The 20624-nt window shown below is 59.6% G+C and carries 18 protein-coding genes; 13 read left to right on the top strand and 5 right to left on the bottom strand.

Annotated features, from left to right (window positions below):
* Nucleotides 1–53: 53 nt before the first annotated feature.
* Entirely contained in the window at nt 54–524 is a 471-nt protein-coding gene (locus tag B3V69_RS09245) for a YqaA family protein (protein ID WP_296445861.1), read from the bottom strand.
* A 123-nt stretch (nt 525–647) separates the two neighbouring features.
* Between B3V69_RS09245 and dusB the strand changes: the two genes are divergently transcribed.
* The 3 genes from dusB to purH are packed head-to-tail and all read left to right on the top strand — an operon-like array spanning nt 648 to nt 3589.
* Complete coding sequence (gene dusB, locus B3V69_RS09240; protein WP_296445859.1) at nt 648–1700, top strand: tRNA dihydrouridine synthase DusB; 1053 nt, start codon at nt 648–650, stop codon at nt 1698–1700.
* Complete coding sequence (locus B3V69_RS09235; RefSeq protein ID WP_296445858.1) at nt 1697–1933, top strand: helix-turn-helix domain-containing protein; 237 nt, start codon at nt 1697–1699, stop codon at nt 1931–1933. The genes dusB and B3V69_RS09235 overlap by 4 nt, the downstream gene beginning before the upstream one ends.
* 57 nt (nt 1934–1990) lie before the next feature.
* A complete protein-coding gene (purH, locus tag B3V69_RS09230) occupies nt 1991–3589 on the top strand; it encodes a bifunctional phosphoribosylaminoimidazolecarboxamide formyltransferase/IMP cyclohydrolase (RefSeq protein WP_296445856.1) in 1599 nt (532 codons plus the stop codon).
* Between the two features lie 139 nt (nt 3590–3728).
* On the opposite strand, the gene B3V69_RS09225 is transcribed toward purH, so the two are convergent.
* The 3 genes from B3V69_RS09225 to thiD all read right to left on the bottom strand — a co-directional run bounded on the left by B3V69_RS09225 (nt 3729) and on the right by thiD (nt 6761).
* On the bottom strand, nt 3729–4379 hold the full coding sequence (locus B3V69_RS09225; protein ID WP_296445854.1) for a glycine zipper 2TM domain-containing protein: 651 nt from the start codon (nt 4377–4379) through the stop codon (nt 3729–3731).
* A gap of 170 nt (nt 4380–4549) precedes the next feature.
* Nucleotides 4550–5854 carry a glutamate-1-semialdehyde 2,1-aminomutase gene (hemL, locus tag B3V69_RS09220; RefSeq protein WP_296445852.1) on the bottom strand — a complete coding sequence of 435 codons (1305 nt, stop codon included), beginning with the start codon at nt 5852–5854 and terminating at the stop codon, nt 4550–4552.
* A complete protein-coding gene (gene thiD / locus B3V69_RS09215; protein ID WP_296445850.1) occupies nt 5838–6761 on the bottom strand; it encodes a bifunctional hydroxymethylpyrimidine kinase/phosphomethylpyrimidine kinase in 924 nt (307 codons plus the stop codon). The genes hemL and thiD overlap by 17 nt, the downstream gene beginning before the upstream one ends.
* Nucleotides 6762–6897: 136 nt before the next feature.
* On the opposite strand from thiD, the gene B3V69_RS09210 reads away from it, so the two are divergent.
* The 6 genes from B3V69_RS09210 to B3V69_RS09185 all read left to right on the top strand — a co-directional run bounded on the left by B3V69_RS09210 (nt 6898) and on the right by B3V69_RS09185 (nt 16527).
* Nucleotides 6898–7050, top strand: a complete 153-nt coding sequence (locus B3V69_RS09210) for a rubredoxin (RefSeq protein ID WP_296445896.1) — start codon at nt 6898–6900, stop codon at nt 7048–7050.
* Nucleotides 7051–7115: 65 nt separating this feature from the next.
* The gene (locus tag B3V69_RS09205; RefSeq protein ID WP_296445848.1) at nt 7116–7514 is read left to right on the top strand and encodes a response regulator; all 399 of its coding nucleotides are present in this window, start codon (nt 7116–7118) and stop codon (nt 7512–7514) included.
* Complete coding sequence (locus B3V69_RS09200; protein WP_296445846.1) at nt 7514–7879, top strand: response regulator; 366 nt, start codon at nt 7514–7516, stop codon at nt 7877–7879. The genes B3V69_RS09205 and B3V69_RS09200 overlap by 1 nt, the downstream gene beginning before the upstream one ends.
* Nucleotides 7880–7894: 15 nt before the next feature.
* A complete protein-coding gene (locus B3V69_RS09195) occupies nt 7895–8425 on the top strand; it encodes a chemotaxis protein CheW (protein WP_296445844.1) in 531 nt (176 codons plus the stop codon).
* A gap of 21 nt (nt 8426–8446) precedes the next feature.
* On the top strand, nt 8447–10735 hold the full coding sequence (locus B3V69_RS09190) for a methyl-accepting chemotaxis protein (RefSeq protein WP_296445842.1): 2289 nt from the start codon (nt 8447–8449) through the stop codon (nt 10733–10735).
* A 44-nt stretch (nt 10736–10779) separates the two neighbouring features.
* On the top strand, nt 10780–16527 hold the full coding sequence (locus tag B3V69_RS09185) for an Hpt domain-containing protein (RefSeq protein ID WP_296445840.1): 5748 nt from the start codon (nt 10780–10782) through the stop codon (nt 16525–16527).
* A gap of 30 nt (nt 16528–16557) precedes the next feature.
* Here the strand turns inward: B3V69_RS09185 and B3V69_RS09180 are convergent, their stop codons facing one another.
* Complete coding sequence (locus B3V69_RS09180) at nt 16558–18063, bottom strand: cryptochrome/photolyase family protein (RefSeq protein WP_296445837.1); 1506 nt, start codon at nt 18061–18063, stop codon at nt 16558–16560.
* 21 nt (nt 18064–18084) lie between these two features.
* Here B3V69_RS09180 and B3V69_RS09175 point away from each other — a divergent pair, with 21 nt between their 5' ends.
* The 4 genes from B3V69_RS09175 to B3V69_RS09160 are packed head-to-tail and all read left to right on the top strand — an operon-like array spanning nt 18085 to nt 20595.
* Entirely contained in the window at nt 18085–18684 is a 600-nt protein-coding gene (locus B3V69_RS09175) for a YqgE/AlgH family protein (RefSeq protein ID WP_296445834.1), read from the top strand.
* The gene (gene ruvX / locus B3V69_RS09170) at nt 18681–19136 is read left to right on the top strand and encodes a Holliday junction resolvase RuvX (protein ID WP_296445832.1); all 456 of its coding nucleotides are present in this window, start codon (nt 18681–18683) and stop codon (nt 19134–19136) included. The genes B3V69_RS09175 and ruvX overlap by 4 nt, the downstream gene beginning before the upstream one ends.
* Complete coding sequence (gene pyrR, locus B3V69_RS09165) at nt 19133–19630, top strand: bifunctional pyr operon transcriptional regulator/uracil phosphoribosyltransferase PyrR (RefSeq protein ID WP_296445830.1); 498 nt, start codon at nt 19133–19135, stop codon at nt 19628–19630. Before ruvX ends, pyrR begins: the two co-directional genes overlap by 4 nt.
* Nucleotides 19631–19632: 2 nt before the next feature.
* Nucleotides 19633–20595, top strand: a complete 963-nt coding sequence (locus B3V69_RS09160; RefSeq protein WP_296445829.1) for an aspartate carbamoyltransferase catalytic subunit — start codon at nt 19633–19635, stop codon at nt 20593–20595.
* The last annotated feature ends 29 nt before the right edge of the window (nt 20596–20624 follow it).

Here is a 20624-nt window from a genome sequence, read left to right as displayed (position 1 = left end):
GCGCAAGCAGCTACTAAATTAATAGCGATGCAAGCGTCGACGAGAGCGTTGCGCTAGCTGCCAAACAGGCCCACGAGCGATGAAGTCATCACCAGGTAGCGGCCAAACTTGCCAATCGCCATGTAGATCAGGCAGGGCCAGAACGGCAGTTTGAGCCAGCCGGCCACGGCACACAGCGGGTCGCCGACGACGGGTAACCAGGCCAGCAAGCAGGCTTTGGGGCCGATGCGTTCCAGCCAGTCCAGCGCCCTGAGATGGTGCTTGGCGTGCTGGTGCCGTTCGACAACTTTGTGCGAAGCCAGGCCCATGGCCCAGGTTACCGCGCCGCCCAGGGTGTTGCCGAGGGTGGCGACCCCGATCGCCGACCAAAAAAGTTCCGGATTGAGTTTGACCAGTCCGAAAACCACGGGCTCGGAACCCAGCGGCAGCAGCGTGGCAGAAATGAATGACACCACGAACACCGTGCTCAAACCGAATTTCGGCAGTGCGAGCAGTACGAGCAGGTGTTCGATCCAGGCGTCCATGGGTGGGTGAGTATAGGTTTGCGTTTCAATTGCTGAAATATTGGGCAGTTAGAATCATCAGCTGGCGTTCTGCCTCCCCAAATTCCAACACCTCGTTCCAACCCGCTCCTTCGATCTGTTCGCATGAACATCGGCCCCTTTATCCTCGCAAATTCTTTCTTTGTTGCACCGATGGCGGGTGTGACGGATCGGCCTTTCCGCCAGCTTTGTAAAAAGCTGGGGGCCGGGTATGCGGTCAGCGAGATGGTCACCAGCCGGCCGGACTTGTGGAACACGCTCAAGACCTCCCGCCGCGCCAACCATGAGGGCGAGCCCGGCCCGATCGCGGTGCAGATCGCCGGCACCGAGCCGCTGATGATGGGCGAAGCAGCGGCCTACAACATCGACCGCGGCGCGCAGATCATTGACATCAACATGGGCTGCCCGGCCAAGAAAGTGTGCAACAAGTGGGCCGGCTCCGCGCTCATGCAGGATGAGACCCTGGCCTTGTCGATTGTGGCGGCGGTGGTGGCGGTCTGCGCACCGCGCGGTGTGCCGGTCACGCTCAAAATGCGCACGGGCTGGTGTCAGTCGCAAAAAAATGCGGTGGTGCTGGCGCGTGCCGCCGAGCGTGCCGGCGTGCAGATGATCACGGTGCACGGGCGCACCCGCGAGCAAGGCTATGGCGGGCAGGCGGAGTACGACACCATTGCCGCGGTCAAGGCGGCGGTGGGCGTGCCGGTGGTGGCCAATGGCGATATCGATACGCCCGAGAAAGCGCGCCAGGTGCTGGCGGCGACCCAAGCCGACGCCGTGATGATCGGCCGGGCGGCGCAGGGTCGGCCCTGGATTTTTCGCGAGATGGCCCATTTCATGGCAACCGGCACCCAGCTAGCGCCGCCGCTGGTGGCCGAGGTCAAGCACTTGTTGCTGGACCACCTGCAAGACCATTACGCCCTGTACGGCGAGTTCTCGGGGGTGCGGACCGCGCGCAAGCACATTGGCTGGTACGTGAAATCCTTGCCGGGCGGCGAGGATTTCCGGGCGCGCATGAATTTAATCGAGGACTGTGGCCGACAGGCGAGCGCCGTGGCTGATTTTTTTGACGGCTTGAACGAACAGTCGGATCGCATTCCGAAGCTCGTTGCGAATAGTTTGGCAGATGATAAGAAACAACAAAGAGAGACAGCAGCATGAGTAAAAAGCACATCGAAGAATGCGTGCGCACCAGTCTGGAAGGCTACCTCAGGGATTTGCGGGGAACCGAGCCTGATGGCATGTACGACATGATGGTCAATGTGGTGGAAAAACCCCTGCTTGAAGTGGTCATGAACCATGCTGACAACAACCAGTCCAAAGCGGCCCAATGGCTGGGCCTGAACCGCAACACCTTGCGCAAAAAATTGCTTGAGCACAAGCTGATCAAGTAGCCAGAATGTGGCCGGTGGCGGCCATGACCTCATTCACTGACTTTTTAGATTGAACCCATGAACGCACTCCTATCCGTCTCCGACAAAACCGGCATCGTTGAATTTGCGCAGGCCCTGCACGCCCTGGGCATCAAGCTTATTTCCACCGGCGGTACCGCCAAACTGCTGGCAGGCCTTGGATTGCCGGTGACCGAAGTGGCCGAACTCACGGGCTTTCCCGAAATGCTGGACGGCCGTGTCAAGACCCTGCACCCCAAGGTGCACGGCGGCCTGCTGGCGCGTCGCGACCTGCCGGAGCACATGGCGGCACTGAAAGCCCACCAGATCGACACCATCGACCTGCTGGTGGTCAATCTGTACCCGTTTGAGGCGACGGTCGCCAAGGCCGGCTGCACCCTGGAAGACGCGATCGAGAACATCGACATCGGAGGCCCCGCCATGGTGCGCAGCGCCGCCAAGAACTGGAAAGACGTGGGCGTGTTGACCGACGCCTCGCAATATGAAGGCGTGCTGGCCGAGCTCAAAGCCGATGGCAAACTCACCGACAAAACCAAATTTGCACTGTCGGTCGCAGCCTTCAACCGCATCAGCCAGTATGACGGCGCCATCAGCGACTACCTGTCCTCGCTCAATTTCGAGGAAGGCAACAACACGCCGTCGCGCCAGTTGTTCCCGGCCCAGGCCAATGGCCGCTTCGTCAAGTTGCAGGATCTGCGCTATGGCGAAAACCCGCACCAGCAGGCCGCCTTTTACCGCGACTTGTATCCCGCGCCCGGCTCGCTGGTCACGGCGCAGCAGTTGCAGGGCAAGGAGCTGAGCTACAACAACATCGCCGACGCCGATGCTGCCTGGGAATGCGTCAAGAGCTTTGATGGCGCGAAAGATGGCACCGCCTGCGTCATTGTCAAGCATGCCAACCCCTGCGGCGTGGCCGTCGGTGCCGACCCGCTGGAAGCCTACAGCAAGGCCTTCTCGACCGATCCGACCTCGGCGTTTGGCGGCATCATTGCTTTCAACCGCCCACTGGACGAGCGTGCCGCGTTGCAGGTGTCCAAACAGTTTGTGGAAGTGCTGATGGCGCCCGACTACACACCCGAGGCGCTGGCCGTGTTCAAGAGCAAGGTCAATGTGCGCATCCTGAAAATCAGTCTGCCCGCCGGTGGCGCCAGCGATTGGGACAATGGCCGCAACGCCGTGGACGTCAAGCGCATTGGCTCGGGCCTGTTGATGCAGACCGCTGACAACCATCAGTTGGGCTTGTCCGATCTGAAGGTGGTCACCAAGAAGCAGCCCACGCCGGAACAGTTGCAGGACCTGCTGTTCGCCTGGAAAGTGGCCAAGTTCGTCAAGAGCAACGCCATTGTGTTCTGCAAAGGTGGCATGACGATGGGCGTCGGTGCCGGTCAGATGAGTCGTCTGGACTCGGCCCGCATCGCCAGCATCAAGGCGCAGCACGCCAACCTTTCGCTGAGTGGCACGGCGGTGGCCAGCGACGCCTTCTTCCCGTTCCGCGACGGCCTGGACGTCGTGGTCGACGCCGGTGCGAGCTGCATCATCCAGCCCGGCGGCTCCATGCGCGACCAGGAAGTGATTGACGCGGCCGACGAGCGCGGTGTGGCGATGGTGTTTAGCGGGGTTCGGCACTTCAGGCATTGAGCCACTGAGCCATTCACTTCACGCCAGATCAAAAAAAGCGGCCTTGCGCCGCTTTTTTTTATGACAAACCGGGCTCTGGCCCCCGTGAAATATGCGTATGCCGCTCCTATTTCAGTAGCAACTGCGGCGCGCGACGGGCTTAACGCCAGTGACGGTGCGAGCCACCGTAAAAGCCAAAACCCAGGTTAATACCCACGGGCGGGTAGTAGGGTTGGGCGTAATAGCCTGGCTGCACTGTGACATAGCCCGGCTGGGCATAAACCTCCTGCACCGTTGTCACGGGTTGAGCGGCACTGATGTTGACGCTGGGTGCCTGGGGCAGGGTGGCGCTTACTGGCGTGATCTGCAGTTGCACAAACTGGCCGGGGTCGCTGGGCGTTTGCATCGAATATTGTTTGTTGGCATATTCGTAGACCACGTTGTAGCCGACAGTGCGGTTTTCATAGAAGGTCTGGGTGCTGCAGCTTTGCACGTTTTGAACCTGTTGCTGGCCGCCGCCTTCCACCTTGTCGCCCAGGATGGCGCCACCCACCAAACCAATCATGGTGGCCAGTGCCCGCCCGCCGCCATCCCCTACTGCGTTGCCCATGGCACCTCCCGCAATCGCACCCATGACCGCACCCGCCCCTGACCTGGGAGCCGACGTGACCATGGGCTGTGTATTGCACACCTGGCGCGGTACGCCCACCTGTTGCACCACGGGGGTGGAGGAAATCACGCGCCCCATCTCCTGAGCGGCGCACAAGCCAGCGGCGAGGACCAGCATGGCTGGTAAAACGATCTTTTTCATGGCTATCCCCTAGTTCACGTGTTGAATGAGACAAGTTTACGTGCGCAGACCCGTTTTTTCGATGTACGTCGGGTAAAGCAACGGTAACAGTTGGAATACCGGCCCGTCGCCGACGATGGCATTTAAAATGAATCCAGCCCCCGTCAAATGGTCATTGGCAGCTATTATTTTTATAGCGACTTGAAAACATCGCGGGCAATGTCGATGGTGGTGGCGATGTCGGCATCGGTGTGTGCCGCGCTCACAAAGCCAGCCTCGAACAAGGCCGGCGCAATGTACACGCCACGGTCCAGCAGGCCATGGAATAGTTGGTTGAAGCGGGCGCTGTCGGTGGTCATGACCTTGGCGTAGTTTTGCGGCAAGGCGTCGAACAAGAAGAAGCCGAACATGCCGCCTTCGCTGTCGCCACAAAAAGGGACGCCTGCCTGGTGGGCGGCGCTGCTCAGACCGTCCACCAGCAAACGGGTTTTGCGCGACAAGTCCTCGAAGAAACCCGGTTTTTGAATTTCGCGCAGTGTGGCCAGGCCGCAGGCGGTGGCTACCGGGTTACCCGACAGCGTGCCAGCTTGGTAAACCGCGCCCAAGGGCGCCAGGTGTTCCATCACCGCACGCTTGGCGCCAAAGGCTGCCAGGGGCATGCCACCGCCAATGACTTTGCCCATGACCGTGATGTCGGGCTCGAAACCGGGGATGTCGCGGGCGTAGACGCTTTGTGCGCCGCCCAGCGCCACCCGAAACCCGTTCATGACCTCATCAAACACCAGCAAGGTGCCGTACTGGGTGCACAGTTCGCGACAGCGCTTCATGAAGGGCACCGAGGCGCGCACGAAGTTCATGTTGCCGGCAATCGGCTCGATCATCAGGCAGGCGATGGCGTCGCCGTGCAAGGCAAAAGCTTCTTCCAGTTGTCCGATGTGGTTGTATTCGAGCACCAGTGTGTGCTGCACCACTTCGGCCGGCACGCCAGCACTGGTGGCGTTGCCAAAGGTGGCCAGGCCTGAGCCGGCCTTGACCAGCAGCGCATCCGCGTGGCCGTGGTAGCAGCCTTCAAATTTGATCAGTTTGCTGCGCCCGGTAGCGCCGCGGGCCAGGCGGATGGCGCTCATGGCGGCTTCGGTGCCGGAGCTGACCAGGCGCACCATGTCCATGGAGGGCATCAGACGCAGAATTTCTTCGGCCAGCTCGACCTCGCGTTCGGTGGGGGCGCCGTACGAGAAGCCTTCGAGCACCGCCTCTTGCACCGCTTTGACGACCGCCGGATGGCCGTGGCCCAAAATCATGGGGCCCCAGGAACCGATGTAGTCGATGTAACGCTGGTCGTTGGCGTCCCAGAAGTAAGCACCTTGGGCGCGTTTGACAAAACGCGGGGTGCCGCCGACCGCCTTGAAAGCCCGGACCGGCGAATTGACGCCGCCGGGGATCACCCGCTTGGCGCGTTCAAACAGCGTGTGATTGTTATCAATGTTTTGTGTCATGGGGAGGGAGTTCCAGGTTGGAAAAAGAGGAGCTTGGATCGATCTCGGCTTCTGGCTCGTCGTCAGGTTGTGCCCAAAAGAGCCGATCCGGCACGATATGACCCATACCGGGACGAAAACCACCCGCCAGGCAGCGATCCAGATAGCTCAGTGCTTCCGTGAATGCTTCCGGCAGGTCGTCGCCACTGGCGAGCAAGGCGGCGAGCGCGGCCGACAGGGTATCGCCGGCCCCTGAAAAAACCGCTTCGAAGCGCTCAAATTTCTCGCTTGCCAGTACGGCCTGCGGGCTGGCCAGCACGTTGTCAATGAACTGATCCGGCAGTGGGATGCCTGTCACCAGCGTATAGGGAACGCCCAACTCGTGAGCGGCGCGGGCGATATCGTGCGCACCCGGCGAGCGTTCTGTGCTCCAGTCGGGAAGCAGCCAGCGCCACAAGGTACTGTGGTTTCCTACCAACACAGTGGTCTGGGGCAATATCAATTCTTTGAAGGCGTCCAGGTACAGGTCAATCTCGACTTCGTCCCACCAGGACAGGTCGGGCATGTAGGCGATCAAGGGAACATCGGCGTAGTCGGCCGCGATGCCGGCCACCGTGCTGAGGTTTTCCGGTGAACCCACAAAACCCAGCTTGATCACCTGAACCGCGACGTCCTCAAGGACCGCGCGGGCCTGCTCTGCCACGGCCTCCTCGTCGAGTGAGAAGTGATCGAAAATCTCGGCGGTGTCACGTGCGTAAGCCCCGGTCACGATCGGCAGGGCATGCGCGCCCACCGATGCAATCGCGGCCACATCTGCCGACAAGCCGCCCGCGCCGCTGGGGTCGTTGGCATTGAATACCAGGACGCATGCGGGACGTGTCGTTGATTCCTGGTCTTCGGCTATTAGGGAAACCGTGGGGGGGGGCATAGGCAGGCCTGTGTTTTTCTTCAGGCAGAATATCGCACGTTGTGGCGTGCGGCGCGTATATCGCGAATGCCGTCTTTATTCAATGATTGCATTCTATTCGAAGGCCCTTTAAGCTGTGACTGAGAGCAAAACATGGATGTGTCTGATTTGTGGCTGGATCTATGATGAAGGTACAGGGGATCCTGATCATGGTATTGCGCCAGGCACAATGTGGCGTGACCTGCCAGTCAACTGGGCATGCCCCGAATGTGGCGCCCGCAAGGAAGATTTCGAAATGGTGCAAATATGAGTTTCCACGGCATTGAGGATGTGCATCATCGCTAATGATAAATGTCAATTCAGGAGCATTGTTTTGTGAATACGACTGGATCGACTTTCAAAGTTCTGGTGATTGACGACAGCAACACCATCCGACGCAGCGCCGAGATTTTTCTCAAGCAAGGTGGGCACCAGGTCACGCTCGCTGAGGATGGTTTTGATGCGTTGGCCAAAGTCAATGACTACCAGCCCCATCTCATTTTCTGCGACATTTTGATGCCTAGGCTGGATGGTTACCAGACCTGCGCCATCATCAAGCGCAATGCCAGGTTCTCTGGGGTGCCCGTTGTCATGCTGTCTTCCAAGGATGGTGTTTTCGACAAGGCGCGTGGGCGCATGGTCGGGGCGCAGGATTATTTAACAAAACCGTTTACCAAAGACCAGTTATTGCAGGCTGTACAGCAGTTTGGTGCAGCGACGCAAGGAGAAAATTAATGGCTATCCAAAAAGTACTGATCGTGGACGACTCAAAAACTGAGTTGATGTTCATGACGGATTTGTTGCAAAAAAACGGCATGTCGGTCCGCACGGCCGAGGGCGCTGATGAAGCGTTTCGTCGGTTGTCCGAAGAGAAGCCCGATCTGATCCTCATGGACGTGGTGATGCCGGGTCAGAATGGGTTTCAATTGACGCGGTCCATTAACCGCACGCCTGAGTACTCGGACATTCCTATCATCATGTGCACCAGCAAGAATCTCGAGACGGACCGGGTGTGGGGTATGCGTCAGGGTGCGCGTGATTACGTCACCAAACCGATCGATGCGGCTGAGCTGCTGGTCAAGATCAAGGCTTTGGGCTGAAATCCTCAGGACCGCATGGCTAATCGCGAAGCTCTCCGAGAACTCCAGACCCGCCTTGCCAGCCGATTGAAAGCCGCTCGTTCAGAGGGCGTTTCAGTGTCGTGGCTGGCCGTCAAGGTAGGCGAAGCAAATTACCTCTTTCCGCTGGCGCAATCTGGCGAGATATTCCCGCTCGCCAACATCCAGGTTGTGCCTTACGCCCGCCCCTGGTTCATGGGCGTGATCAATCTTCGCGGTGGCCTCTATGGCGTTGTTGATCTGGCAAGTTTCATGGGTGACGGGGCGACACGGGCCAGAACCGAACAATCGCTTGCTGAGTCCAGCGTCATTACCTTCAATGCAGCGCTGGAACTCAACTGTGCTTTGCTGGTGGATGGTTTGGCGGGACTTCGCAAACGTGAAGCGTTCGCCGACGTAGCGCTGCCGCCTGAAGGTTCCCCCGTTTTTTTTGGAAGCCGGTTTACTGACCTCAATGGGGAGCACTGGCAGGAAATCAACCTTCAGTCTTTGTCTCAACTCCCCGAGTTTCTCAGCATTAGCGCTTAAGTTTCTTCCTAAGGTTTCACCATGTCCTTCGTCGATCAACTGAAAAATCTGTTTACCAAAAAAGTGCCTGAGGCCGAGCAGGATTCCCGGTTGAGTCTTGGTATGCCGGACGCCACGGTGGATCCGATGGTGACCGAGCAAATGCAGGGCGAAGTAAACCATGCAGTCCTGACCCCGGCCACGCCAATCAAGTCCGATCTGGACAGCAGCGACAGCAGCGACCGCGCCACTGAAGAATCGATCGACCTGATTGCCTTGCCTGTATTCGGCAAAAAAACGGTGGTCCAGCATCAGCGACGCTTGTCGATTTTGCTGGGCTTGGCGCTGGTCTTGCTCGCTGTTGTGACCCTGTTTGCGCTCGGCCAGGCGGACCGGGTGGCGCAACAGTTGGGCGCTACGGGACAGTCCCTGATGCAGTCGCAACGACTGGCAAAATCCGTTTCACAGGCGCTGGTGGGCGGTGCACAGGCATTTCCGGACGTCAAGGAGAGCTCGGATGTTCTGTCCAGGTCGGTTCGTGGTCTGAAATCCGGTGACGAACGAATGGGTCTGAATGCCTTGACTGCAGACTACCAGCCGGAGCTGGACAAAATCACGCCCTTGATGGAACGGGCCGAAAAAAATGCGGCGATTGTGATGTCGCAGCAGAAAATCCTGACGCAGGTGAGTGCAGCACTTCGCCTTATCAATCGGCAGTCTTCAGATCTGCTGGAAATTGCCGAGACCGTGTCATCCCTCAAGTTGCAGCAAAATGCCCCGGCCACAGAGATCTCGGCGGCCGGGCAGTTGGTGATGTTGACGCAGCGCATTGGCAAGTCGTCCAACGAGTTCCTGACGGTGGAGGGTGTCAGTCCCGAGGCGGTTTTCCTGCTGGGCAAGGATTTGAACTCGTTCAAGGAAACGGCTCAGGGCATGCTGGATGGCAGCCCCGAGTTGCACTTGACAGCCGTGAAAGATCCGCAAACGCGTGAGCAGCTGACTGACTTGATCAAGCTTTACGAAGAGACCCGCACACAAGCAGGCGCCATTCTGGGCAATCTTCAGGGACTTGTTTCGGCACGTGAGGCGCAGGTTTCCATTATTGCGGACAGTGAGCCTCTGCGTCGAGATCTTGAAGCGCTGCAGGTCAAACTTTCCTCACACACGGGCCTTGGCGCCGCCGCCTTGGCAACACTGGTGGGCTCGGCTTTGTTGGCGCTGCTTAGCGCGGGTGGCCTGTCCTATGTTCAGCTGTTGGACAGCCGTAAGCGCCAGGTAATTGCCGAGACGCAGCGGGTGGATGCCGAGCGCCAGGAGCAAGAAGCCAAGCGGGTGAACGATGCCAACCAAGCGGCCATTTTGCGTTTGATGAATGAATTGCAAACGGTCGCCGAGGGGGATTTGACACAGGAGGCGACCGTCACCGAGGACATCACCGGTGCGATTGCCGATTCAGTGAACTACACGGTGGAAGAATTGCGATCCCTGGTGGGTAACGTACAAAACACGGCAGCCCGCGTCGCACAAACCACGGCTGATGTGGATACCACGTCGACGGAGCTTTTGGCCGCATCCAACGAGCAACTGCATGAAATTCGGGAAACCGGCCGCTCGGTCGTGGAGATGGCTTCGCGAATCAATGAAGTGTCCGTCCAGGCGCAGGAATCCGCATCAGTGGCCCGCCAGTCACTGCAAGCGGCGGAGGTGGGCTTGCAGGCGGTGCAAAATGCCATTGGTGGCATGAACTCGATCCGCGATCAGATTCAGGAAACCTCCAAGCGGATCAAACGCCTGGGTGAGTCGTCCCAGGAAATTGGTGAAATCACGGAACTGATTTCCGACATTACCGAACAGACCAACGTGCTGGCGCTGAATGCGGCCATTCAGGCCGCTTCCGCCGGCGAGGCAGGTCGGGGTTTCTCGGTGGTGGCCGAGGAGGTGCAGCGGCTGGCTGAACGATCCGCCGATGCAACGCGCCAGATTTCTGCACTGGTCAAGGCCATTCAGACCGACACCCAGGATGCCGTGGGCGCCATGGAGCGCTCGACCCAAGGGGTGGTGGAGGGCGCCAAACTGTCTGACAATGCCGGTACAGCACTGACTGAAATTGATCAGGTGTCGCGTCGTCTGGCCGAGTTGATCGAACAGATTTCCAACTCAACCTCGCGCGAGGCGAATCTGGCCAACGTGGTGGCTGAAAATATTCAGCACATTTTTGCGGTGACCGAGCAGACCGGCGAGGGTACGCGTTCCACGGCAGCCCAGGTCCGCGAGCTCTCGAAAATGGCTGAAGAATTGCGTCAATCTGTGGCACGGTTCAAGATTGCCTGACCCTTGGCAATCTGAATTTGCTATCCCCAGGAGTGCACGAACCCATGCAAGCAAATGCTGCCCTGACTGGCGACAATGAACTCGCAACCAATGATCTTGGGCCTTTGGCCTGGGTGCTCGACGAGTTGCGCAAATCGCTGGATGGCGCGATCAAAGCGCTTCGCCGCTTTGTGCGGGATGCCGAATTGGCGCGTGGTTCTGATCTGGCGGCGCTCGACGCCAGCCAGTTGCGCATTGCCCGGCAGCAGCTCCATCAGGCGGTTGGTGCCCTGGAGATGGTGGGTATGGAGGCCCCGGCCAAGGTTTTGCGCGCGATGGAGGCCCTTGCCCAGAGGTTTGTGCAGCGCCCTGAGCTTTGCAGCGACGATGCGGCCAATAAGGTGGAGCGTGCCAGCTTTGCGTTGACGGAGTATCTGGAAGGGGTTCTCAAAGGAAAAAACGCGTCCTCTGTGGCCTTGTTCCCACAGTATCGCGACGTGCTGGAACTGGTTGGCAATGATCGCGTGCATCCGGCGGATTTGTGGCCGCTCGAATGGCGCTGGATCGACGTTGTTTTGCCGCAAGAGACTGAGCCACTTGTCTATGGCGCATCGGTTAGGGCTCGTCTTGACCGGTTTGTCCTGAAGGTCGTCAAGTCGGGTGATGCAGTCGCCGCAAAAGCCATGTGCGGTATCAGTCTGGGTTTTGCAGCGGCACAAAGTGCGCTGGAACCGCGGGTTTTCTGGAAAATTTGTGCCGCTTATTTTGAAGCCGTGTCCCTCGGTCTTTGCCCACCGGATGTCTACGGTAAACGTGCCGCGTCCCGAATTCTTCTTCAATACCGAACGCTGGCGCGTGGCGAGCCGGGCATCTCTGAGCGCCTGGTTCAGGATTTGCTGTTTTTCTGTGCGCAAGCGGTTCCGGCACGTGCCGCCGATGCGCCCGTGCTCGCGGCCGTCCGTTCTGCCTATGGCTTGACCCAGCCCCAATCGTTTGATTACGAGACGCCCCAGTTTGGACGTTTCGACCCGGCGCTGCTGGTTCAAGCTCGCAAGCGTATCGCGGCGGCCACCGAGACCTGGTCGGCGCTCGCCGGGGGCGATACCAATCGCTTGAAGGTTGCAACGGATCAATTCAGTCTGGTGACTGATTCGGTATTGAAACTGCACCCTGCGGGTGGCGATCTGGCGCGTGCATTGACGCGGGCCATTGACATAACAGCGCGTTCCGGTGAGGCGCCCACGCCCTCACTGGCCATGGAAGTGGCCACCGCCGTGCTGTATCTCGAGGCCGCCTATGAAGATATGGATCCGACAGATTCGCACATGACTGAGCGCAGTGCCAGTCTTGCCAGGCGACTGGAGCATGTCAATGCGGGCGGGCAACCTGAGCCACTTGAGGGGTGGATGGAGGAGCTGTACCGCAGGGTCAGTGATCGGCAGATCATGGGTAGCGTGGTTGAGGAATTGCGAACGACGCTCGGGGAAGTTGAAAAATCGCTGGACGTGTTCTTTCGCAATCCCCTTGATAAATTGCCACTGCATGAGGTCCCCAGCCAGCTGGCTCAGATGCGGGGGGTGTTCTCGGTATTGGGGCTTGATCAGGCCGCGCTTGCATCCTTGCGCATGCGTGACAGTGTCGATAAATTCCTGGTTGACGATATAGACCTCGCATCCGCGCGCACCGGTATTTTCGAGAAGTTGGGCAATAGCCTGGGCGCCCTCGGGTTTTTGATTGACATGCTGAGTTATCAGCGCGAGCTGGCCAAGAAGCTCTTTGTGTATGACGATGAATTGGGTGAATTCAAACCCGTCATGGGGCGTGAGAAGACGGCAGTGATGGCTGAGGATGTTGAAGGTGTTGCCGCGGAAAATCCCGTCGACGTGGAGATGCCGCTGATCAGCCTGCCGGCGGAGCTTCCGGTTGAAATGGCCGTTCCGGCGCCCGCTGTGACACCAGAAGTGCTGAAGGAGGTCCCTGCCGAGCTGCTGGACGACGACGAGTTTGACCTGAAGGATATCTTTCTGGAAGAGGCTCGTGGCGTGGTTCGCACCGGCTTGGAGGTGACTCGGGACTTGGCCGAAAACCCCGCCGATTTGGGGCAACAGACCACGCTCCGCCGGGCGTTTCACACGCTCAAGGGGAGTTCCCGCATGGTGGGTCTCAATGAGTTTGGTGAGGCCGCCTGGTCCATGGAGCAGTTGCTCAACACTTGGCTGGCAGAGCAAATGCCTGTAAGCCATGCGTTGATCAGCCTCTCGGATAAGGCCCTGCAGGGATTTGGCCGCTGGGTGGAGGACATCGCCACCGGAAATGACGCGCAGTGGAGTGCACAGGCATTTCGCAAGGCCGCAGACGGTCTGCGCGTGGACAATGCCCTTGTTGACCTTGTGTTTCCGGGCGAGGAGGTGCAGTTGTCAGCGCCGGATGACGCCGTGCAACCTGATTTCACTTCAACTCAAATACTTGATTTCGATGCGACCCAGGCCCTGGATGCCAGTCCCGACCAGGCGGTCGATGGCGATGCGGCATCGCCATCGACGGCTCTGGCGGAGGAAGTGCCGCTGGACCTGATTGATTTCGATTTTGGTGACTTCTCTGAAGCAACGGAATCACCTGCCATGGCAACAGCTGCCTCCGACGACGCGGAGGAGGCACTGTCATTCGAACTGGCAGAGCCGGTGAGTGTTGCCACCGACAGTGAGCCGGAGCCCGAACCAGCCAGCCTTGTGGAGCCGGATCTGGAAGAGCAGGTCAAGGTGATCGGAACCCTGCGAATCGGTATTCCTCTTTACAACGTTTACTTGAATGAGGCGGATGAATGGTCTCGCCGCTTGCTCACGGAGCTGAGCGAATGGGCTTTGGAGTTGCACCGCCCGGTTTCTGATACGACGGTTGGACTGGCTCATTCCTTGTCCGGTAGTTCGGCAACCGTGGGGTTTATGGCCCTGTCCGAGATTGCCCGTGCACTGGAACAGGCCTTACGGCATGTGCAGCTTCACGCGCAAGGGTTTGCGGAGCACGCCAAGGTATTCATTGAGGCGGCGGAAGATATTCGTCGCCTGCTGCATCAATTTGCGGCCGGTTTCCTCAAACAACCTGATCCGGCGCTGCTCGATGCGCTCAAAGCCATTCTGGAAATTGAATTTCCCCCAGTGGCGGGGGGCGTTAGCGACAGCCTGTACATCGAAGAGTTGATTGAATTGGAAATTCCCGCCGAGTCCGGTGTTGATCAGAGCTTGGATGTTGAAGTGGCTGGCGTGGCTGAATTGCCTGAATGGCCTGAGGAAAGCGAACTGCCAACGCCCGCTTCTCTGCCAAGCCCCAGTGTTGCTGAACAGACCCCCGCGTTTGATTTGGACCTCCCGGCGGCGCCCGTGTCGTCGTTTGATGCTGATGTCGGTGCGGGCGTGGCGCACGCGCTCATCGATGACGAAGATGATGACATTGACGTGCTCGATGCACTTGATGTTGACCTTTTCCCTATTTTTGAAGAAGAGGCGCTTGAATTGCTGCCGCAGCTTGGCGGTGCCTTGCGGCAATGGACGGCTCGCCCGGATAACCTGGGGGCGCGCAATGAAGTGTTGCGGGTTCTGCATACGCTCAAAGGCAGCGCACGGCTGGCCGGCGCCATGCGCCTGGGCGAGATGACGCACCGTATGGAATCGGCCATTGAGCATCTGGGAACCGAATTTTTGCAGGCTTCCCAGTTGGAGTCTTTGCTGACCCGATTTGATTCGATTCAAGCCAATTTTGACCAACTGCGCGCCAATCCTGAACAGGTCTTGAGTCTGCCGGAAGCAGGCCCGATGGCAGAAGAGGTGACTCCTTCCGGCCTCTCTTCCGACGGGCTGGCGCCAAGTGCCGAAACCTTGGTACTTCCCCCGGCGATCACCTTGCCGACGGTCGCGCCCCTGGCGCCGTTGCGACAGACATCCAACCAAACCGTGCGCGTGCGTTCGCAGTTGCTGGACCGGCTGGTCAACCAGGCGGGCGAGGTCATGATCACGCGCTCGCGGCTGGACGCGCGCTTGGGGCAGTTGCGCGGGTCCCTGGATGACTTGACCGGCAATTTGAACCGTTTGAGAAACCAGTTGCGCGATATCGAGTTGCAATCCGAGTCCCAGATGCAGTCGCGACTGGCGCAGGCCAAGGACTCCGCGCAGGGCTTTGACCCGCTGGAATTTGACCGCTTCACACGGGTTCAGGAACTCACCCGAATGATGGCCGAATCGGTGCATGACGTCGCCACGGTGCAGCGCAATCTGCAGCGTACGGTGGAGGGGGCCGAGGATGATTTGATCGCCCAGGGGCGGCAGGCCCGCGAGTTGCAGCGCGACCTGCTGCGTACCCGGATGGTGGAGTTTGACAGCATCTCGGAGCGTCTGTATGGCGTTGTTCGCCAGGCATCCAAGGACGCCGGCAAGCAGGTCAAGCTCGACATCAAAGGCGGTTCACTGGATATGGATCGCGGGGTATTGGAGCGCATGGCGCCCGCGTTTGAGCATTTGCTGCGCAATGCGGTGGCGCATGGCATCGAGGAGCCGGCGGTTCGCGCTGACGCTGGGAAACCGGTTGCAGGCATTATTACCGTTCATCTGCATCAGCAAAGCAACGATGTGACGGTGGAGTTCAGTGACGATGGTGGCGGTCTGGACCTGGACCTGATCCGTGAAAAAGCGCGGACCGACGGTCAGATTTCCGAGCACCAGTCGTTGACGGATTCGGAGGTGGCCAATCTGATTTTCACCCCCGGTTTCTCAACCGCGTCGCAGGTCACCGAGCTTGCCGGTCGTGGTATTGGCATGGATGTCGTATTGTCCGAGGTCAATGCACTCGGGGGTCGCATTGAAACTTCGACTGAACGCGGACAGGGAACGAAGTTCAAGCTGGTGTTGCCCCTCACCACGGCCGTGACGCAGGTGGTCATGCTGCGCATGGGCGACCTGGTGATCGGTGTGCCGGCGAATCTGATCGAGATGGTGCGTCGGGTGCCTGCCGCGGACCTGGAGCGCGCGTACCAGGACCACGTGTTTGAGTTCGGTGGCGCACAAGTTCCGTTTTTCTGGGCCGGGGCCTTGTTGCAGGCCTCAGCCCATAGCAGCGAGACAAGAACCAAAACCTTGCCAGTCGCCATTTTCCGCAGCGCGGGTCAGCGTTTGGCCGCGCATGTTGACGAGGTGCTGGGTAACCAGGAGGTGGTTGTTAAAAACCTCGGACCTCAGTTGTCCCGCCTGCCCGGTCTGGCCGGTATGTCGGTGCTGGCGTCGGGTGCCGTGGTCCTGATCTACAACCCGGTGGCACTGGCTTCCGTTTATGGCGAACAGGCGCGTCAGCTCAAGCTTCATGCTGGTGTAGCGGGTCAGATCGGAGGCGTATCGTCTTCCCCAACCGCCACGCAGCATTCCCTGATGGCCGGTGTCAGCCTGGCGCCCTTGGTGCTGGTGGTGGACGACTCGATCACGGTGCGCCGGGTTACCCAGCGCCTGCTCAAACGGGAAGGGTTCCGGGTCGCGCTTGCGGCAGACGGCCTGCAAGCGCTGGAGCGTTTGGCGGAGGAAAAACCGGCCGTCGTGCTGTCTGACATCGAAATGCCGCGCATGGATGGTTTCGATCTGACGCGAAATATTCGGGGAAATGCGAAACTGCGTGACCTTCCCGTCATCATGATCACCTCCCGTATTGCCGAGAAGCATCGCGAGCATGCGCGCGAGTTGGGGGTTGATCACTATCTGGGCAAGCCGTACTCGGAAGATGAACTGATAGGCCTGGTGCGGCAGTACTGCGCTGCCGCTGTTGAGGCCGCAGAGTAAGCCTGACGCTCGTCGGTGTTGAATCGTTTGCTACTGAACAGGTGGCAAACGATGCTTCTCAAGCGCTTGGATTGACTTCTTGACCACCGCATAGCGTTGCAGCGTGCGCGCCCGAGCCTCCTCGTGCGCCACGAGGGGCTTTGGGTAGGTTTGCCCTAGCGTCACACCCGCAGCCTGCAATTCCAGAGGCTTGGCGGTCCAGGGTGCGTGCAGCACCTTGTTGGGCAGTTTCGCAAGTTGAGGCAAATAGCGGCGGATGAACTTGCCCTCGCCGTCAAACTGCTCGCTCTGGCTCACCGGGTTGAAGATCCTGAAGTAGGGCTGAGCGTCGCAGCCGCTGGAACTGAGCCATTGCCAGCCGCCGTTGTTGGCGGCCAAGTCAAAGTCGTTCAGGTGCTGGGCGAAGTATTTTTCACCCCAGCGCCAGTCGATGCCGAGGTCTTTGACCAGAAAGCTGCCTGCCACCATGCGCAGACGGTTGTGCATGTAGCCGGTCTGGTTGATCTGGGCCATGGCGGCATCCACCAGCGGGTAGCCGGTGCACCCCTCGCACCAGGCTTTGAAAAGAGTTTCGGCGTGCTTGCCATGCTCCCATGAAATAGCGTCGTACTCGCGCTTGTAAGCGCCCTGCGCCACGTGCGGGAAGTTGGCCAGGATTTGAAAATAAAAATCACGCCAGATCAGCTCACCCAGCCAGACCGCCGCACCCCGGCTGCCCTGCATCTGCCGCTGCAAAGCCGAGGCCGCCAGTTGGCGGATCGACACGGTGCCAAAACGCAGGTGCACGCTGAGGTAGCTGGGGCCTTTGACAGAGGGGAAATCACGGGTTGCATGGTAGTCGTCCATGCGCTCGAAGAAGTCTTCAAACAGCTGGCGCGCACCCGATGCGCCGGTGGGGATTTTGAGCGCGCCAAGATTGGTTGTCTCAAACCCAATAGCGGCCAGGGTTGGCACCGCCTGTTGCAGGCCTTCGGGTCGCGGCGCCAGGGCGGGTGCGAACGGTGCTGCATCAAATCGACGCAAATGATGCGGTGTCACCGTTGCCAGCCAGCAATTTTTGTAAGGGGTGAACACGCCATAGGGTGTGCCGCTTTGGGTCAGAATCTCCCGCCTTTCAAAAACCACGTGATCTTTGCAGGTGTGCATGGCAATGCCCGCCGCCGCCAGCGCACCCAGCACGCGCGCGTCGCGCGCCAGCGTCTGCGGCTCGTAGTCATGGGCCGCAAAGACCGCCTGCACATGCAGCGCTTGGGCCAGCGTCACCATCTCCTCGGTGGCCAAGCCATGGCGCACGATCAGGCCTGCGCCCGGTAGCCCACTCAGTTGGCGCAAGCCCAGGTCGAGCTCGCACAATGACTCACGGATGAACTCCACGCGTCGATCAGCGCGCGGCAGGGCGGCCAAAATTTCCTGGTCAAACACAAACACGCAATGGAGTTTTCGGCAGGCTTGCAAGGCCATGCACAGTGCGGCGTTGTCCTCCACGCGCAAATCGCGGCGGAACCACATCAAGCCTGTTTCGAATTGTGGGGTCATGATCACCGTTAAAATCATCAAATGCCCGGAGATTTTGCCCTGACCAACCTGACGAATCACTTTTTGATCGCCATGCCCGGATTGCAGGATGAGATTTTCTCCCGAAGCGTGGTCTATGTGTGTGAGCACAATGAGCGCGGCGCGCTGGGGCTGGTCATCAACAAGCCCGGCGATATGGACATGAAGCGCCTGTTTGAAAAGGTGGAGCTGCCCTTGCACCGTGAAGATCTCTCCAACGCCCCGGTATTTCAGGGCGGGCCGGTGCAGACGGAACGGGGTTTTGTCTTGCATGAACCCTTCTTTGCGGGCGCTGACAAACCGGCTGAGTCCGTTTACGCCTCGACCATGACGATCCCGGGCGGTCTGGAGATGACCACCTCCAAAGACGTTCTTGAAGCCCTGTCCACGGGCGCCGGGCCACGCAAAGTGCTGGTGTCGCTGGGTTATTCCGCCTGGGGCGAAGGGCAGCTGGAGTCCGAACTGTCAAACAACAGCTGGTTGACCGTTGCCGCCAGTAACAGCGTCATCTTTGATACGCCGGTGGCGCAGCGCTATGACCAGGCTTTGCTGCTGCTGGGCGTTGAGCTGTGGATGCTGTCGCCTGACGCGGGGCATGCATGAGCGAGTTAACCAGGCCCGCTCCGGCGTCCGTGGCTGCGCCGGTATCTGGCGCGGTGCCTGTCCCTGCGGGACTGCAGACCTTTCTGGCGCTTGATTTCGGGATCAAGCGAACTGGCTTTGCGGTTGGTAACCGCTTGATGCGCACGGCCCAGCCGCAAGGCACCATCAGCGCCGAGGGGGACGCGCGCTTCGTCAAGATTGCGCAGCACATCAAGGAATGGCAGCCTGATGCGCTGGTAGTGGGGGTACCGTTTCACCCCGATGGCGCGGCCCATGAGAACACCTTGCGGGCACGCAAGTTTGCCCGCCAGCTGCACGGCCGCTTCAAGCTGCCGGTGTTTGAGGTGGACGAACGCTACACCACCACCGAAGCGTTGTCCATGGGCGCCAAAGACGCCGATGCCGCGGCCGCCTGCATTATTCTGGAACAGTTTTTGAGGAGTATTCCATGAGCACACTCGCATTGGATGCCGAGGCGCTTTACCTTGAGTTGCTGAGCGGCGTGCGCGCTCTGTTTCGCCCCGGCATGCGGCTGGTCGGCGTGACCTCCGGTGGAGCCTGGCTGGCCGAGCGTTTGCAGCGCGACATGAACCTGACGGAGCGCGCCGGCGTGATTTCCTCGTCGATGCACCGCGATGATTTCGCCCGGCGCGGCATGACGGTTGGCGCGCAGACGCAGATTGATTTTGACGTGAATGAGGCGCACATCATTCTGCTGGATGACGTGCTTTATACCGGGCGCACCATCCGCGCCGTGATCAACGAACTGTTTGACTTCGGCCGCCCGGCCAGCGTGAAACTGGCGGTGCTGGTGGACCGGGGTGGCCGCGAGTTGCCGATTCAGGCCGACTTGTGTGCGGCACGCATCGTCCTACCGGCCACCCAGTCACTGGCGCTGGCGCGCGACGAGGCCGGGGTGTTCAGTTTCAACGTGAAGGCCCGCTAGCCATGCTGTACAAACGCAATCCCCAGCTCAACAAAAACGGTGAACTGATTCACCTGCTCTCGATCGAGGGCCTGCCCAAGAGCATCCTGACCCAGGTGCTGGACACCGCGACCAATTTCGTAAGTGTCAATGATCGCGAAGTCAAAAAAGTGCCCTTGTTGCGCGGCAAAAGCGTGTTCAACCTCTTTTTCGAGAACTCGACCCGCACCCGCACCACCTTCGAAATTGCCGCCACCCGGCTCAGCGCCGACGTCATCAACCTGGACATCGCCCGGTCATCGGCCTCCAAAGGCGAATCGCTGCTCGACACCATCGCCAACCTGAGCGCCATGGCGGCCGACCTGTTTGTGGTGCGGCACAGCGAGTCGGGCGCGCCCTACCTGATCGCGCAGCATGTGGCGCCGCACGTGCACGTGATCAATGCCGGCGACGGGCGCCACGCGCACCCGACGCAAGGCTTGCTGGACATGTACACCATCCGGCATTTCAAGAAGGATTTTTCCAACCTGACGGTGGCCATCGTCGGCGATGTGCTGCACTCGCGCGTGGCCCGCTCCGACATCCATGCCCTTACCACCTTGGGCTGTGCCGAGGTGCGGGTGGTCGGACCCAAAACCCTGGTGCCGTCCGACATGGCGCAAATGGGCGTGCGGGTCTGCCACACGCTGGAGGAGGGCATCAAAGACTGTGACGTCATCATCATGCTGCGCCTGCAAAGCGAGCGCATGAACGGCGCGCTGCTGCCGTCCAGTCAGGAGTTTTTCAAGAGCTACGGCCTGACGCCTGAAAAGCTGTTGCTGGCCAAACCGGACGCCATCGTGATGCACCCGGGGCCGATCAACCGGGGTGTGGAAATTGACTCGGCCGTGGTGGACGGCAAGCAGAGCGTGATCTTGCCGCAGGTGACCTTTGGCATTGCGGTGCGCATGGCGGTGATGAGCATCGTGGCGGGGAACGAGGCCTGATATGAAACCCCCACGCTCATCACTTTGTG

It is taken from the genome of Rhodoferax sp. UBA5149, from assembly GCF_002413825.1.
Taxonomy (GTDB): domain Bacteria; phylum Pseudomonadota; class Gammaproteobacteria; order Burkholderiales; family Burkholderiaceae_C; genus Rhodoferax.
The sequence above is the reverse complement of the archived record's forward strand: the minus strand, read 5'-3'. Positions and strand labels throughout refer to the sequence as shown.

Excerpts from the sequence above, each read along its gene's own strand:
- B3V69_RS09245 (WP_296445861.1), bottom strand. The coding sequence starts at position 524 with ATGGACGCCTGGATCGAACACCTGCTCGTACTGCTCGCACTGCCGAAA.
- dusB (WP_296445859.1), top strand. The coding sequence starts at position 648 with ATGAACATCGGCCCCTTTATCCTCGCAAATTCTTTCTTTGTTGCACCG.
- B3V69_RS09235 (WP_296445858.1), top strand. The coding sequence starts at position 1,697 with ATGAGTAAAAAGCACATCGAAGAATGCGTGCGCACCAGTCTGGAAGGC.
- purH (WP_296445856.1), top strand. The coding sequence starts at position 1,991 with ATGAACGCACTCCTATCCGTCTCCGACAAAACCGGCATCGTTGAATTT.
- B3V69_RS09225 (WP_296445854.1), bottom strand. The coding sequence starts at position 4,379 with ATGAAAAAGATCGTTTTACCAGCCATGCTGGTCCTCGCCGCTGGCTTG.
- hemL (WP_296445852.1), bottom strand. The coding sequence starts at position 5,854 with ATGACACAAAACATTGATAACAATCACACGCTGTTTGAACGCGCCAAG.
- thiD (WP_296445850.1), bottom strand. The coding sequence starts at position 6,761 with ATGCCCCCCCCCACGGTTTCCCTAATAGCCGAAGACCAGGAATCAACG.
- B3V69_RS09210 (WP_296445896.1), top strand. The coding sequence starts at position 6,898 with ATGTGTCTGATTTGTGGCTGGATCTATGATGAAGGTACAGGGGATCCT.
- B3V69_RS09200 (WP_296445846.1), top strand. The coding sequence starts at position 7,514 with ATGGCTATCCAAAAAGTACTGATCGTGGACGACTCAAAAACTGAGTTG.
- B3V69_RS09195 (WP_296445844.1), top strand. The coding sequence starts at position 7,895 with ATGGCTAATCGCGAAGCTCTCCGAGAACTCCAGACCCGCCTTGCCAGC.
- B3V69_RS09190 (WP_296445842.1), top strand. The coding sequence starts at position 8,447 with ATGTCCTTCGTCGATCAACTGAAAAATCTGTTTACCAAAAAAGTGCCT.
- B3V69_RS09185 (WP_296445840.1), top strand. The coding sequence starts at position 10,780 with ATGCAAGCAAATGCTGCCCTGACTGGCGACAATGAACTCGCAACCAAT.
- B3V69_RS09180 (WP_296445837.1), bottom strand. The coding sequence starts at position 18,063 with ATGACCCCACAATTCGAAACAGGCTTGATGTGGTTCCGCCGCGATTTG.
- B3V69_RS09175 (WP_296445834.1), top strand. The coding sequence starts at position 18,085 with ATGCCCGGAGATTTTGCCCTGACCAACCTGACGAATCACTTTTTGATC.
- ruvX (WP_296445832.1), top strand. The coding sequence starts at position 18,681 with ATGAGCGAGTTAACCAGGCCCGCTCCGGCGTCCGTGGCTGCGCCGGTA.
- pyrR (WP_296445830.1), top strand. The coding sequence starts at position 19,133 with ATGAGCACACTCGCATTGGATGCCGAGGCGCTTTACCTTGAGTTGCTG.
- B3V69_RS09160 (WP_296445829.1), top strand. The coding sequence starts at position 19,633 with ATGCTGTACAAACGCAATCCCCAGCTCAACAAAAACGGTGAACTGATT.